The following is a 14509-nucleotide window of genomic DNA, read 5'->3' on the forward strand; positions in this document are numbered from 1 at the left end:
CCCCGCGCCGGTCAGAGCCGTTCGGCTGCGAACGTTCCCCACGTTCGGCAGTGACCCGGACGCCGGCCGCCGCTGCCGGTCCCCAACCACACGAAAGAGAGCCAGTGAGCGCTGTCCCCACCTTCCGCAACGTCGCGATCGTCGCGCACGTCGACCACGGAAAGACCACACTCGTCGACGCCATGCTGCGCCAGTCCGGCGTCTTCGGCGAGCGCGCCGAGGTCGTCGACCGGGTGATGGACTCCGGTGACCTCGAACGTGAGAAGGGCATCACCATCCTCGCCAAGAACACCGCGGTCCACCGGCGCCAGCCGGACGGCACCGAGGTCGTCATCAACGTCATCGACACCCCCGGCCACGCCGACTTCGGCGGTGAGGTCGAGCGCGGCCTGTCGATGGTCGACGGTGTGGTCCTGCTCGTCGACGCCTCCGAGGGCCCGCTGCCGCAGACGCGCTTCGTGCTCCGCAAGGCGCTGGCCGCCGAGCTGCCGGTGATCGTCGTGGTCAACAAGACCGATCGTCCGGATGCCCGCATCCAGGAGGTCGTGGACGAGACGCAGGATCTGCTCCTCGACCTCGCCTCCGACCTGGACGAGGAGGCCGCGAAGGCCGCCGAGCTCGTCCTCGAGCTCCCGGTGCTCTACGCCTCGGGCCGCGCCGGTGTCTGCAGCACCGAGCAGCCGGCCGACGGCGAGATCCCGGCGGGGGAGAACCTCGACTCCTTCTTCGACGTCCTGCTCGAACACGTCCCGGCGCCCAAGGGTGACCCGGACGCCCCGCTGCAGGCACACGTCACCAACCTCGACGCCTCGGCCTTCCTCGGCCGTCTGGCGCTCGTCCGCATCCACAACGGGACCCTCCGCAAGGGTCAGCAGGTGTCCTGGTGCCGCGAGGTCGACGGTGAGGCCGTCGTCGAGCGCGCCAAGATCACCGAGCTCCTCGCCACCGTCGGCGTCGACCGGGCGCCCGCCGAGTCCGCATCGGCCGGTGACATCGTGGCCGTCGCCGGTATGCCGGAGATCATGATCGGCGACACCCTCGCCGACCTGGAGAACCCGCAGCCGCTGCCGCGCATCACCGTCGACGAGCCGGCGATCTCGGTCACCATCGGCACCAACTCGTCGCCGCTGGCGGGCCGGGTCTCGGGCCACAAACTGACCGCCCGCATGGTCAAGCAGCGTCTGGACACCGAGCTGATCGGCAACGTGTCGCTGCGCGTGCTCGACATCGGCCGGCCCGACGCCTGGGAGGTGCAGGGACGCGGCGAGCTCGCCCTGGCCATCCTCGTCGAGCAGATGCGTCGTGAGGGCTTCGAGCTGACCGTCGGCAAGCCGCAGGTCGTCACCCGCAAGGTGGACGGCAAGGTCCAGGAGCCGTTCGAGCATCTGACCGTCGACGTGCCCGAGGAGTACCTCGGCGCGGTCACCCAGTTGCTCGCCGCCCGCAAGGGCCGCATGGAGCAGATGAACAACCACGGCACCGGCTGGGTCCGGATGGAGTTCATCGTGCCCTCGCGCGGCCTCATCGGGTTCCGTACCGACTTCCTCACCGAGACCCGCGGCACCGGCATCGCCAACGCGGTGTTCCAGGGTTACGACGCCTGGGCGGGCGAGATCCGGGCCCGCCACACGGGTTCGCTCGTCAGCGACCGGTCGGGAACGGTCACCCCGTTCGCGATGATCCAGCTCGCCGACCGCGGCACGTTCTTCGTCAACCCGGGCGACGACTCGTACGAGGGCCACGTCGTGGGGATCAACCCGCGCCAGGAGGATCTCGACATCAACGTCACCCGCGAGAAGAAGCTGACCAACATGCGTCAGTCCTCGGCCGACGTGATGGAGACGCTCGCCAAGCCGATGCAACTCGACCTCGAGGGCGCCATGGAATTCTGCGCCGCGGACGAGTGTGTCGAGGTCACCCCGGAGGTCGTGCGAGTGCGTAAGGTGCACCTCGACTCGACGACGCGCGCCCGTGAGCGCTCGCGGGCCAAGTCCCGGGATGCCGCCGTCAGCTGAGTGTCGATGGCGCTCCGGCGCCGCATCACGGTGGCGGGCGCGTCCGACGGACCGAGAAGCTTCTTCGTCATGGGGGTATCCGAGGTGAATCGCGCGAGACCACGACCGGGCCGCGAGGCCGCGAACCGGGTCCGTGGGCGGTTGCTCGGCATCCTCTCGTGCAGCGTCGCCCTGCTCGTGGTGCTCACCGCCTGCATGTCGGATCCGCCGCCCCCGGTCCGCGACACCGGGCCACCGCCGACCCCGACCGAGTACCCGGTGGAGAAGACGATCTACATCGCCACCGACTCGGTCGGATCGGGCTTCAACCCGCACATCGCCGCCGATCAGAACCCGGTGACGACGGCGGTCGCGGCGATGACGCTGCCCAGCGCGTTCGCGCCGGTCCAGACCCCGGGCGGGACGGTGTGGGAACTGCAGCGCTCGTTCGTCACCTCCGCGGAGGTGACGTCGCGGGCGCCGTTCACCGTGACCTACCGCATCCACACCGACGCCCAGTGGTCCGACGGCCTGCCGGTGACGGGCGACGACTTCAACTTCCTGTGGCAACAGATGTCCCGGCAGCCCAACGTCGTGGCACCGGCCGGCTACCGGCTCATCGACTCGGTGCAGTCCCGGGAGGGCGGCAAGGTCGTCGAGGTGCGGTTCGAGTCGCCGTACCCCGCGTGGCGAGAGCTGTTCACCGGATTGCTGCCCAGTCACGTGCTCAAGGGTGCGCCGGCGGGCTTCCAGACCGGGATGGACACCGGCAAGCCGGTCTCGGCCGGGCCCTACGCGATCGTGGGGATCGACAAGACCCGCGACGAGGTCCGCCTCGCCCGCAACGACCGGTACTGGGTCACCCCGCCCCGGTTGGATCAGATCGTCCTCCGCCGCGCCGGCACGTCGGCCCAGATGCTCGACTCCGTACGATCCGGCGACTCGGCCATCGTGGCCCTCGGCGCCTCGCCGGCCACCGACGCGGAACTGACCGCGCTGCCCGGTCTCGAGACCGCCCGCAGCCTGACGTCGCGGTCACTCGGTGTCAGCGTGAACGCCCGCACCGACGCGATGAGCTCGGTGGAGGTCCGGCGCGCGATCCTCGGGTTGGTCGATCCGCGACTGACCACCTTCGCCGGTGCCGGCGACTGGGTCGTCGAACCGTTCGCGAACACCGTCTTCGCGCCGTCGGATCCGGGCTATTCGCCGGTCGACCGCCCGCGCCTCGGACCGGCCGAGGTCGACGCCCTGCTCGGCGCCGCCGGTTACCGCCGCGCCGCGCCCGAGCCCGTCGGCTCGGCATCCCCGGTGCCGTCGGCGTCGTCGTCGGAGCCCTCCTCGGTGTCGCCGTCGTCCCCGTCCGGGTCCACGCCCGCGTCCGAGGCGCCGTCCGCCGGCGGCTCGGCGACGCCCGGGATGAGCGAGACCCCGATCGAGGGTCTGGTCGAGGTACCGGAACTGCCCGAGGGAATCCTGCCGTTCCAGCGCGACGGGCAGGACCTCATCGTCCGTGTCGGTGCGGTCGCCGGCGATCCGCGGACCACGTCGGCCGCGTCGAGCATCGTCGACCAGCTCCGAGGTGCAGGGGTGCGCGCTCAGGTCGTGACGCTGCCCAACAGCGAGCTGTACGGGTCGGCGCTCACCAACCAGCGCGTCGACCTGGTCGTCGGGTGGTCGGGGCTCGGCGTGCCGCCGGCGTCGTCGCTCGCGTCTCAGGTCGACTGCAACCAGCCCAAGCCCGGTACCGAACCGTCGCCCGCGACGCCGCCGACGCCCACCAGCATCGCGCCGAGCGGTGGCGATCCCGGGGACAGCTATGCCAGCAACGTGTCCGGGTTGTGTGACCCGCGGCTCATCGAGCTCGCGCGCACCGCACTCTCCGAGGACGACCCGATCCCGACGCTGAACGAGGCCGAGCCGCTCCTCGCCGCGCAGGCGATCTACCGGCCGCTGTACCAGGACTCGATGGTCGTGGGAACTACGTCCGCGGTGCGCGACGTCCCGCTCACCGGACCCATCCAGGTCTCGATCTTCGGGACCGCGGTCGATTGGGAGCTGACGTGACCGGTGTTCCGGCGGATCGCCGGCTGCTGCTCGTCCACGCTCATCCCGACGACGAGACGATCATGACCGGCGGCACCATCGCCCGGTATCTCGCCGAGGGCGTCGACGTGCGGGTGCTGACCTTCACGCTCGGGGAGGAGGGCGAGGTGATCGGCGACGAGTGGGCGCAGCTGGTCGCCGACGGCGGCGCCGACCAGCTCGGCGGTTTCCGGGTCCTCGAACTCACGCGGGCACTGGCCGAGCTCAGTCCCGCCGGCCGACCCGCGTTGCGGCCGCGATTCCTCGGCGGTGCGGGCCGATGGCGGGACTCCGGGATGGCCGGCGCGCCGTCCGCGAACCACCCGCGCGCACTCGTGCGGGCACCGTTCGACGAGCCCGTCGGAGCGTTGGTCGACGTGCTCACCGACTTCGCACCCCAGGTGGTCGTCAGCTACGACGCCTCTGGTACGTACGGCCATCCCGACCACAAACTGGTGCACGAGGTCACGACGGCCGCGGTCGCCCGCGCCCGGGAAGCCGGTCCGGGCCCGACCAAGATCTACGAATCGGTGACCGAACGCAGCGCACTGGACTCCGGGCTCGCCGGCGTGGCCGCGGTACCCGACGGCTGGCGGATGCCCCGCGACGGTGAGCTGCCGAGCTATCCCGACGCCGACATCACCACCGAGATCGACATCAGCGCGTACCTCCCACAAAAGGTGGCCGCCCTGGCCGCCCACGCCACACAGGTGACCGTTGCGGCGTCCGGAACCGAATACGCGCTGTCGAACAACATCCTGCAGCCGATCGCCCGCGCCGAGCATTTCATCCTCACCGAACCAGAGCGTCACGAGTCCCTCGGTGCCACGGACACGCGCGAGTCGGACCTGTTCGCCGGGATCGACTGACTCGATGGCCCGCTTTGTTCGGCCCGTATCGGGTTCCGTCCTCGACCGACTGCTCCTGGGGTTCCTCGTCGTCGACGGGTTCGCGATCGGGCTCCTGAGTGTTGCGTTCACCTATCAGCGCTTCGGCGGCGTCGCCCTGCCCGTCGCGGCACTCGTCGCCGGCGTGGTCAATGCGGTCCTGCTCTGGCTCGCGGCCGGCCTCACCGCGACCCCGTGGCGGTACGGGCCCCTCGCCGCGTGGGGGCTCGTCGTCGTGATCGCCGGTGGGCTCCCCGGCCCGGGCGGGGACGTCGTGCTCTCGATCAGCAGTGGTTACCTCGTACAGACCTTGTTGCTCGTCGTCCTCGGTGTCGGGCCGTGCGCCGCGCTGGGCTGGACGGGGCGGCTGCCCGAACCCGACTGACCACCGCTCCGCAGGGGCGCTCCGCGTTGTGCCGCGACGGGCGGCGTTAGAGTGAGAGACATGCTTCTGCGCGCGTGGGCCGAAGACATCATGGCCCCGATCGAGCGCGTCACGGCCGCACTGAGCCGTGTCCGTGACGACCCGACTCTCGGGGCCGACGCCCTCGACGATGACGGCTGGGTCGCACTCCTGGGTGCCTCGGGTGCGCAGCTCGACGAATTGTGCGATCTGGCCGACACCGTCCGTCGGCAGGTGACCGACCCGGAGGTGTTGACCTTCGTGGTCAACCGCAACTTCGACACCGGGGTCGTCAGCCGGCTCGGACCCGACGACCCGGGTCTCGACGAACTGGTCGCCGAGGCGGTCGCACTCGGCGCGACCGAGATCTGCATGCAGGGACCCCTGCCCGCCGAACTGCCGGCCGACGGATACGTCCGGCTCGTGGAGGACATCACGGGTGCCGCCGACGGGCTCCACCTGCACGCCTATCGGGCCCCGGAGATCGTCGACGGCGCCGAGCGTGCCGGGATCACGATCGTCGAACACCTCGAGCGGCTGCGGTCGGCGGGCCTGGGGTCGGTGCCGGGGACCGCCGCCCAGATCCTCGACGACACCGTTCGCGCGACACTCTCACCCACCGGCACGGCGCCGCCGGTCGGCAGCTGGGTCGACGTCATCGAGACCGCCCACCGCGTGGGTCTCTTCTCCACCGCGACGATGCTCTACGGGCACGTCGAGACGCCCGCACACCAGATCGCCCATCTTCGACTGCTACTCGAGATCCAGCGTCGCACGGGCGGTTTCAGCGAACTGATCCTGATGCCGCTGCTTCCCGAGAACGTGCCGCCCCACCTGGCGGACACCGCCTCGCGGACCGCGTCGGAGCGGGAGACCCGCGCGTTGCACGCCGTCGCCCGCCTCATGACCGCAGGCCTCCTCGACCATCTGCAGGTGGCGTGGACCAAACTGCCCGCGGCCACCGTCGATCTGGTGTTGCGCGGCGGGGCAGATGATCTGGGTGGGCTGTTGCTCGACGGCACCCTGATGCCGGGCGCGGGACCGGAGTCAGGTCGTGTCCTCGACGCCGCGGCTGTCGTCGACATCGCGGCGCGAGCCGGACGGAGGCCGCGCCAGCGCACCACCCGCTACGGGGTGCCGGAGCCCGACCGGCAACTCCCGCTGCCACAGGTGTCCGCGTGAGCCGGAGCATGTCTTCCGGGCGGGCGGCCGGAGCGCAGCAGCGCGCGCTGACGATGGACGACGTGGATGTCGCCATCATCGGCGCGGGCTTCGCCGGGCTCGGGATGGCGACGCAGCTCGCGCGCCGCGGGCGGGAGTCCTTCGTCGTGCTCGAACGCGCCGACGGCGTGGGGGGCACGTGGCGCGACAACACCTATCCCGGCATCGCCTGCGACATCCCCGCCCATCTGTACTCGTTCTCGTTCCGGCCGCCGGCCGACTGGTCGGCGCGGTTCCCTCGTGGCGCCGAGATCCGCAGCTATCTCGAACAGATCGTCGTCGACGAACGACTCGCCGACCGCATCGAGCTCAATCGCGAACTCCGCGAAGCGGTCTGGGACGAGCAGGGGGCGCACTGGGTGATCACGGCGGCGGCGCCGGACGGCCGGGCCGTCACCTTCCGCGCTCGCTCGCTGGTGCTTGCGGTCGGACGGTTGTCGGAGGCGCGCATCCCCGACATCGACGGACTCGACACCTTCCCGGGACAGGTCGTCCACACGGCCGCCTGGCACGACGACGTCAACGTTGCGGCTGCGCGGGTCGGGATCGTCGGAACCGGTGCGTCGGCGGTGCAGCTCATCCCGCATCTCGCCGACGCCGCGGACGATCTCGTCGTGTTCTGCCGCACGCCACCGTATGTCGTGCCGCGCGCGGACCGGCTCTACACCGACGACGAGCGGGCCGCCATGCTCGACCCCGTCGTCGCGGCGGAGGTGCGCGACCGACTGCTCACCGAAGCCGACGGGGCGTTTCGGCAGCGGCTCGGGTTGCATCCGGACATCGACGAGATCCGTTCCCGTGCACGGGATCACCTCCACGGGCAGGTGGCCGATGCCGACCTCCGTGAACAGCTGACCCCCGACTACGAGATCGGTTGCAAGAGAATCCTGCTCAGCGACGACTTCTATCCGGCGCTACAACGCTCCAACGTGGTGTTCGAGTCGAGTGCTCTGACGTCGGTCGCCGAGACCAAGGCCACCGCGCACAGTGGTCACACCTACGATCTCGACGTCCTGGTGATGGCAACCGGTTTCGAATCCGCACGCCCGCCCGCCGCATCGCGCATCACCGGTCGTGCCGGTCGGCGGCTGTCCGACCACTGGTCGGCGGGCATGACGTCCTATGCCTCGACCGTGGTCAGCGGATTCCCGAACATGTTCGTCCTCGACGGGCCCAACGCGGCGCTCGGCCACAACTCGGCGATCTACATGATCGAGACGCAACTCGACTACGTCCTGGGCGCGCTGGAGTACATGGCCGGCAACGGGATCACGACGCTGGCGGTCTCGCCTGCCGCCGAAGACGAATACACGCGGGAGATCGACGCTCGCAGCGAGTCGACGGTGTGGCTGACCGGTTGTGAGAGTTGGTATGTCGACCCCGACAGCGGTCGCCTGACCCTGTTGTGGCCGGGCACCGCGGCGTCGTTCCGCGAACGCAACGGCACCTTCGACCCCGAACCGTACGAACCCCGTCCCGACGCCGGCACCGGAACACCTGAGGAGGGTGAGGAATGACCGAGAAGTTGACCGTCCGCGCGGCCCTGGACGCCGCGCGCGACCGGGCGCCGATCGGTCTCGACGAGGCCGTGACGCTCCTGTCCTGCGCAGGAGACGACCTGGTCGAACTGCAATCGATCGCCGGGGCGCTCCGAGACGAGGGGCTGGCCGCGGTCGGCCGGTCCCGGCAGATCACCTACTCCCGCAAGGTGTTCATCCCGCTGACGCGCCTGTGCCGCGACCGGTGCCACTACTGCACCTTCGTCACGGTCCCCGGAAAACTCGCCCGCGCGGGGGAGGGGCTCTATCTGGAACTCGACGAGGTCGTCGACCTCGCGCGCCGCGGTGCCGAACTCGGCTGCAAGGAGGCGCTTTTCACGCTGGGTGACCGCCCCGAGGACAGGTGGCCGCAGGCCGGCGAATGGCTGGCCGAACGGGGTTACTCCTCGACGCTGGACTACGTTCGTGCCGCCGCGGTCGCCGTGTTGTCGGAGACAGGTCTGCTGCCGCACCTCAACCCCGGGGTGATGAGCCTCGAGGAACTGCTCCGTCTGCGCCCGGTCGCACCGTCGATGGGCATGATGCTGGAGACGACGTCGCGTCGCCTGTTCACCGAGAAAGGCCAGGCACACTACGGAAGTCCCGACAAGGACCCGCTGGTCCGCATGCAGGTGCTGCGTGACGCGGGCACCGCTCGTGTCCCGTTCACCACCGGGATTCTGGTCGGGATCGGCGAATCACTCACCGAGCGGGCCGAATCGCTGCTGGCTCTCGCGGATGTGCACGCCCGAGGCGGGCACATCCAGGAGGTGATCGTGCAGAACTTCCGGGCGAAGCCGGACACCGCGATGCGCTCCACCCCCGACGCGGAGATGACCGAGTTCCTCGCCGCCGTCGCGGTCGCCCGGGTCGTCCTCGGCCCACACATGCGGATCCAGGCGCCCCCGAACCTGGTGTCGCCCGCCGAATGTGCCGCGCTGATCGCCTCCGGCGTCGACGACTGGGGTGGGGTGTCGCCGCTGACTCCCGATCACGTCAACCCGGAACGCCCGTGGCCTCACCTCGACGCCCTGGCCGCCCGCACCGCGGAGTCGGATTTCGTTCTCACCGAACGCATCACCGCGCAGCCGCCGTATGTGCTGAACGGTGCCGACTGGATCGACCCGGCACTGACCCAGCACGTCGCCGCGCTCGCCGACCCGGTGACCGGCCTCGCCGTCGACACCCGCCCGGCCCCGCGTCCGTGGCCCGCCGTCGCTTGAGAATCACTCTGCGCCCTCGAGGTTGCGTGCGGAGTCCCGCCCCCTGCTCCCTGAGGAGCGCCCGGAGCTTGCGGAGGGCGCGTCACGAAGGGTCTTCGCAACCCGACTCACCAGGACCCTTCGTGACGGCCTCCGCAAGCTCCGGCCTCCTCAAGGAGCAGTGATTGGGCTCGCGCCGAGCACGGCGAGTTCTTTCGTAGTCCACGACGGCCGCCAGGCCGCAGACACCGACGTGCGATCGAAGGGTCAGCCGAGAACGGGTGCGAGCGCTTCGTATCCGCCGACGACGTCGGTGGCGCGATGTAATCCGAGATCCTGCAGCGCCGCGGCGGCGAGGCTCGACGTATAACCCTGGGAGCACAGGATGATCCAGCGGACGTCATGGTCGACGGCCTGGTCGATGCGGGCGTCGCTCGCCGGGTCGCATCGCCATTCGAGGACATTCCGTTCGATGACGAGGGCTCCGGGGGCCTCGCCCTCCTCCGCGCGCTGCGCCGCGGGACGGATGTCGACCAGAACCGCCCCGTCGGCCAGCTCGGCGGGGACGTCCGCAGCCTCGACCCGCGCGATCCGCGACCTTGCGTCGGCGAGTACGTCGTCGATGGTGCGGGGAGTGCTCATTCGGGCTGGTCGGTGAGGACGGTCCGGTTGCGGCGCAGGTGGCCGCCCTCGGAGATGTCGTAGTAGGACATCGCGGTCAGCGGCGGTGAGTAGGCGTGCACGCTGAGCGTCGGGGTCACCAGCGGGCTGGTCTCCGCACCGATCTCCGGTGCGGCGACGACCGGGTTCCGCACGACGTCGTGCACCCACCCGAGAGGGAAGGCGGCCTGGTCGCCGGCGTCGAGGATGCGCACCGCCAGATCGTCTCCCGTCCAGTGGTACTCGCGCAAGCTGCCCGACAACACCGTCAGGGCTCCGAGCGAACCGGCGTGGTCGTGCAGTTCGGTGGCCTCGCCCGGCGTCCAGCTGATCAGCCACACGTCGACGTCGTCGTCGGCGTGCAGGCGCGTCGACCAGCGATGCCGTTCGTCCCAGACCTCCGGGAGCAGGTCGTCGTGGCGACCGTCGAGGACGTCTGCGACGCCCTGGTCGGTGATGCGGAGCAGGTCGGCGGGCCGGAGCCGCGTCGGCAGGTGACCAAGGGCGCGCGGGGCGGCGGTACCCGGACGCTCGCGCAGCGGCGAAGACGTCCGAGCACGATTCCGAGCGGAGGAAAGAGACGATATGGCGGACTGAGGCGCCCGTTCGGTGCGGGCGAGGGTGGAGGTCATGGCGAATCCTTGCGAGAGTCGAAGAGGATGTGGTGAGGCCGATCGGTTCAGCAACAGCACATCGACATCGACCGCGCGGTGGGTCGGTGCGGCACCCGGGCACACGCGCCCGTGGGTCGGTGTCCGGTGAGGACGGATTCGTCGACGACGATCATGCGCCCGACTCTGCACGCGGATCGTCGCGGCGTCGAGGTTTGGCGGCACGCTGAACGAAACCCGGAGCGGCGTCTCGCGGTCGGCGATGTGATCCTCGTTACTCAAACCCGGATTCGGGCGCCTCTGGACGGGGGTCGATTTCGTCGCAGCGTCTCCCGGGGCGGATACTGTGGGGTGCGGTTCGACCAGCCCTCGGGCCGCACCGGCGCCGACGCCGGAGTGCCGTTCGACGCCGAACTGCGTTTCTCGTCGCGCCGACCCGGATCTTCCCTAGCGAAGGAGTGAGTGGTGACCTACATCATCGCGGAGCCTTGCGTCGACGTGTTGGACAAGGCTTGCGTGGAGGAGTGCCCCGTCGACTGCATCTACGAGGGTGGACGCATGCTCTACATCCAGCCGGATGAGTGCGTCGACTGTGGTGCGTGTGAGCCGGTGTGCCCGGTCGAGGCGATCTTCTACGAGGATGATGTTCCCGACGAATGGGAGCCCTACGTCAGCGCGAACGCCGACTTCTTCGACGACCTCGGCTCCCCGGGCGGCGCCAGCAAGGTCGGCAAGACCGAGGCCGATCCGGCGTTCATCAAGGGCCTCCCGCCGATGAACGAAGAGGACTGACCGCCTCCGCATGAGCAGTCCTGTCTCCCGTACGGCTGCGCCCCTGCGCGTCTCCTCGACCCGCGTCAGCGGGCGTCTGCCCGACTTCCCGTGGGACACGATCGCCGATGCGAAGGCGACGGCTCAGGCCCACGCCGACGGCATCGTCGACCTGTCGGTCGGGACGCCCGTCGACCCGGTGCCCGCACTCATCCGCGACGCACTCGCCGAGAACTCGGCGTTCCCGGGCTACCCGACGACGATCGGGACCCGCGAGTTGCGGGAGGCGGCCGCGGAGTCGCTGATCCGACGCCACGGGGTCACGTCGCTCGACGAGACGGGAATCCTGCCGGTCATCGGTACCAAGGAGGCGATCGCCGGCTTGGCCTCGACCTTCGGGCTCGGACCCGGCGACGACGTGGTCATCCCCGAGGTCGCCTACCCGACCTATGAGGTGAGCGCCCTGCTCGCCGGTGCGCGGGCGGTGCGGGCTGATTCGACCGTCGCGCTGGGACCGATGAACCCGGCGCTGATGTTCATCAACTCGCCGTCGAATCCGACCGGCAAGGTCCTCGGCCTCGATCATCTCCGCAAGGTCGTCGGATGGGCACGCGAGCGGGGGACCGTCGTCGTGTCCGACGAGTGTTATCTCGGTCTGAGTTGGGAGGGCGAGCCGCTGTCGATCCTCGACCCGAGGGTCTGCGACGGCGACCACACCGGACTGCTCGCGGTCCACTCACTGTCCAAGATCTCGAACCTGGCGTCGTATCGCGCCGGATTCTTCGCCGGCGACACCGAACTGATCGCCGAATTGCTCGCGGTCCGCAAGCACGCCGGACTCATCGTGCCGTTCCCCGTCCAGGGAGCGATGACCGCCGCACTGGCAGACGATGCACACGTCCATGAGCAGCGCGAGCGTTATGCCGCGCGTCGTCGGCTGCTGAAAGCGGCTGTCGAGGGTGCGGGCTTCCGGGTCGACCACTCCGAGGCGGGCCTGTATCTCTGGGCCACCCGGGACGAACCGTGCCGGGAGACCGTCGCCTGGCTCGCCGACCGCGGAATCCTCTGTGCTCCAGGCGATTTCTACGGTCCGGCGGGTGAGCGCCACGTTCGGATGGCGCTCACCGCCACCGATGAGCGGATCGGTGCGGCCGTCGCTCGTCTGACGGCCTGACACCGGCCCTGCTCAGCCGCGACCGCTCTTCTGTTGCAGGCGGTCGATCTCCTCGGACGCCTCGGCTTTCGTGAGGTCGGCCGAGAGGGTCTCGCCGGCCTCCCGTGCGAGGGTGTCGAGATAGCTCCGCTGCGCGCCGGTCATCGGCTCGTCGCCGGTCACCCAGTCGTCCGGGTCCTTCTCGGTGGAGTTTCCGGCGCCCGCGCCGAGGACGTCGTCGATATCGTTCGTCGAACGATTGTTCGATGTGCTCATGGGCCCACCATACGTCGGGATCACGAATCCGGCCAGTGAGCCCCGGTGTCAGTCGTTCTTGTGCAGCGCCTCGTTGAGGGCGATGCCGTCGCCCTTCCACGGCACGACCTCGACCGCGCCGGTCAGGCTGTTGCGACGGAACAGCAGGTTGGACTGGCCGGACAGGTCGCGCGCCTTGATCTGCGTGCCGTCGGGTCCGGTGACCTTGGTGCCGGCGGTGACATAGAGGCCGGCCTCGATGACGCAGTCGTCACCCAGCGGGATGCCGCAGCCGGAGTTCGCGCCGAGGAGGCAGCGCTTGCCCAGCGCGATGATCTCCTTGCCGCCGCCCGACAGGGTGCCCATCGTCGAGGCGCCGCCGCCGATGTCGGAGCCGTCGCCGACGACGACGCCCGCGGAGATGCGACCCTCCACCATCGACGACCCGAGGGTGCCGGCGTTGAAGTTGACGAAGCCCTCGTGCATCACGGTGGTGCCGGCCGCGAGGTGTGCACCGAGGCGGATGCGGTCGGCGTCGCCGATCCGTACGCCGCCCGGCACCACGTAGTCGACCATGCGCGGGAACTTGTCGATCGAGTAGACGGTGACCGGTCCGCGGGCGCGCAGCTTCGCCCGTACCGACTCGAAGTTGTCGACCGCACACGGGCCGTGATTGGTCCAGACCACGTTGGTGAGCATCCCGAAGATGCCCTCGAGGTTGGCGCCGTGCGGGGTGATGAGGCGATGCGACAGCAGATGGAGTCGGAGGTAGACGTCGTAGGCGTCGATGGGGGCGGCGGTGATGTCGGCGATCCCGGTGCGGACCGCGACGGTCTTGACCCCGCGGGCCTCGTCGACGCCCACCAGATCACGGAGGTGGGCCGGTGTCGACTCGTCGTCGAGGATCACGGTCTCCGCGGTCTCGACCCCGTCGAGTTCGGGTTCGGGGAACCAGACGTCGAGGACGACGCCGGGAGTCGAACCCCCGTCGATCACGGTCGCGATGCCAGTTGCGTGTGCGCCAGTAGATGTCACGACAGGTGAGTCTAGGTGATCGACACCGGCGCCCCCGCCCCGCCACCGGTGCCCCGGCGTCATCCATTCGGCCCAAAGACCTGGTCACGCGCTGTGCGCCGCTCGTAGGGTCGCCAGCATGACCGGTCATCCCCAGCCATCTGTACCGCCCCGGCGCCGCCGACGCCGCTGGCCGTGGGTGGTGGGCGGGGTCGGCGTCGTGCTCGTGGCGGCGCTGGCGGTCGGGGCCGTCGTCTTCCAGCCGTGGCTGATCTTCGTCGACACCGAGGTCGACGACGCGATCCCGGTCGCGGTCACCCCCACGACGTCGGCGCCGGGGCAGCCGCCGCCCGCCGGGCCGGTGGTCATCTCGCGCGGCAGCCTGATCAGCCACGAGCACTCGACATCCGGAACGGTCTCGATCATCGAACAGCCCGACGGCTCACGCGTGCTGGCGATCGAGGACCTGGACACGACGACCGGGCCCGACGTCCACGTGTGGCTGTCGCAAGGGGACGTGGTCGAGGGGTTCGCCGGGTGGCGTACGGCCGCGGGCGTCCCGCACGTCGACCTCGGCATGATCAAGGGGAACAAGGGCAACCAGGTCTACGAGATCCCCGCCGACGTCGAGCTGGCCGACTATCCGTCGGTGTTCCTCTGGTGCGTGAAGTTCAGCGTCTCCTTCGGCGCCGCGGAGATGGGCTCACTACGGTGAGGG

At 69.9% G+C, this 14509-nt stretch carries 14 protein-coding genes; 10 read left to right on the forward strand and 4 right to left on the reverse strand.

Annotation, left to right across the window (positions count from 1 at the left end; all coding sequences use genetic code 11):
• Positions 1-104 precede the first annotated feature (104 nt).
• The 7 genes from typA (at position 105) to cofG (ending at position 9348) form a co-directional block, all read left to right on the forward strand.
• Positions 105-2015, forward strand: coding sequence for a translational GTPase TypA (gene typA, locus JW364_RS04700; protein WP_058252521.1), 1911 nt, complete (start codon positions 105-107; stop codon positions 2013-2015).
• A gap of 69 nt (positions 2016-2084) precedes the next feature.
• On the forward strand, positions 2085-4058 hold the full coding sequence (locus JW364_RS04705; protein ID WP_068970772.1) for an ABC transporter family substrate-binding protein: 1974 nt from the start codon (positions 2085-2087) through the stop codon (positions 4056-4058).
• Positions 4055-4945 carry an N-acetyl-1-D-myo-inositol-2-amino-2-deoxy-alpha-D-glucopyranoside deacetylase gene (gene mshB / locus JW364_RS04710; protein WP_068970768.1) on the forward strand — a complete coding sequence of 297 codons (891 nt, stop codon included), beginning with the start codon at positions 4055-4057 and terminating at the stop codon, positions 4943-4945. Before JW364_RS04705 ends, mshB begins: the two co-directional genes overlap by 4 nt.
• Positions 4946-4949: 4 nt before the next feature.
• Positions 4950-5348 carry a facilitated glucose transporter gene (locus JW364_RS04715; protein WP_068970767.1) on the forward strand — a complete coding sequence of 133 codons (399 nt, stop codon included), beginning with the start codon at positions 4950-4952 and terminating at the stop codon, positions 5346-5348.
• Positions 5349-5408: 60 nt separating this feature from the next.
• The gene (locus JW364_RS04720) at positions 5409-6548 is read left to right on the forward strand and encodes an FO synthase (protein ID WP_068970766.1); all 1140 of its coding nucleotides are present in this window, start codon (positions 5409-5411) and stop codon (positions 6546-6548) included.
• A gap of 53 nt (positions 6549-6601) precedes the next feature.
• Positions 6602-8104: an NAD(P)/FAD-dependent oxidoreductase gene (locus JW364_RS04725; protein WP_139115481.1), complete on the forward strand. Its 1503-nt coding sequence runs from the start codon at positions 6602-6604 to the stop codon at positions 8102-8104.
• Positions 8101-9348, forward strand: coding sequence for a 7,8-didemethyl-8-hydroxy-5-deazariboflavin synthase CofG (gene cofG / locus JW364_RS04730; RefSeq protein WP_068970765.1), 1248 nt, complete (start codon positions 8101-8103; stop codon positions 9346-9348). Before JW364_RS04725 ends, cofG begins: the two co-directional genes overlap by 4 nt.
• A 246-nt stretch (positions 9349-9594) precedes the next feature.
• Here the strand turns inward: cofG and JW364_RS04735 are convergent, their stop codons facing one another.
• Positions 9595-9969 carry a rhodanese-like domain-containing protein gene (locus JW364_RS04735; protein WP_068972057.1) on the reverse strand — a complete coding sequence of 125 codons (375 nt, stop codon included), beginning with the start codon at positions 9967-9969 and terminating at the stop codon, positions 9595-9597.
• Positions 9966-10619, reverse strand: a complete 654-nt coding sequence (locus JW364_RS04740) for a cysteine dioxygenase family protein (protein WP_068972065.1) — start codon at positions 10617-10619, stop codon at positions 9966-9968. The genes JW364_RS04735 and JW364_RS04740 overlap by 4 nt, the downstream gene beginning before the upstream one ends.
• Positions 10620-11060: 441 nt before the next feature.
• On the opposite strand from JW364_RS04740, the gene fdxA reads away from it, so the two are divergent.
• Both fdxA and dapC read left to right on the forward strand, forming a co-directional pair.
• Positions 11061-11390, forward strand: coding sequence for a ferredoxin (gene fdxA, locus JW364_RS04745; protein ID WP_058252527.1), 330 nt, complete (start codon positions 11061-11063; stop codon positions 11388-11390).
• Positions 11391-11400: 10 nt separating this feature from the next.
• Positions 11401-12543 (forward strand): succinyldiaminopimelate transaminase, encoded by a 1143-nt coding sequence (gene dapC, locus JW364_RS04750; RefSeq protein ID WP_068972058.1) that lies wholly within the window; start codon positions 11401-11403, stop codon positions 12541-12543.
• Positions 12544-12555: 12 nt separating this feature from the next.
• On the opposite strand, the gene JW364_RS04755 is transcribed toward dapC, so the two are convergent.
• Together JW364_RS04755 and dapD are read right to left on the reverse strand one after the other, a co-directional pair.
• Entirely contained in the window at positions 12556-12798 is a 243-nt protein-coding gene (locus tag JW364_RS04755) for a DUF3072 domain-containing protein (RefSeq protein WP_058252529.1), read from the reverse strand.
• A 48-nt stretch (positions 12799-12846) separates the two neighbouring features.
• The gene (dapD, locus tag JW364_RS04760) at positions 12847-13812 is read right to left on the reverse strand and encodes a 2,3,4,5-tetrahydropyridine-2,6-dicarboxylate N-succinyltransferase (protein WP_205334084.1); all 966 of its coding nucleotides are present in this window, start codon (positions 13810-13812) and stop codon (positions 12847-12849) included.
• A gap of 178 nt (positions 13813-13990) precedes the next feature.
• Between dapD and JW364_RS04765 the strand changes: the two genes are divergently transcribed.
• Positions 13991-14506 carry a DM13 domain-containing protein gene (locus tag JW364_RS04765; RefSeq protein WP_205334089.1) on the forward strand — a complete coding sequence of 172 codons (516 nt, stop codon included), beginning with the start codon at positions 13991-13993 and terminating at the stop codon, positions 14504-14506.
• Positions 14507-14509: the final 3 nt, after the last annotated feature.

Source organism: Gordonia sp. BP-119 (genome assembly GCF_016924115.1).
Taxonomy (GTDB): Bacteria; Actinomycetota; Actinomycetes; order Mycobacteriales; family Mycobacteriaceae; genus Gordonia; species Gordonia hongkongensis.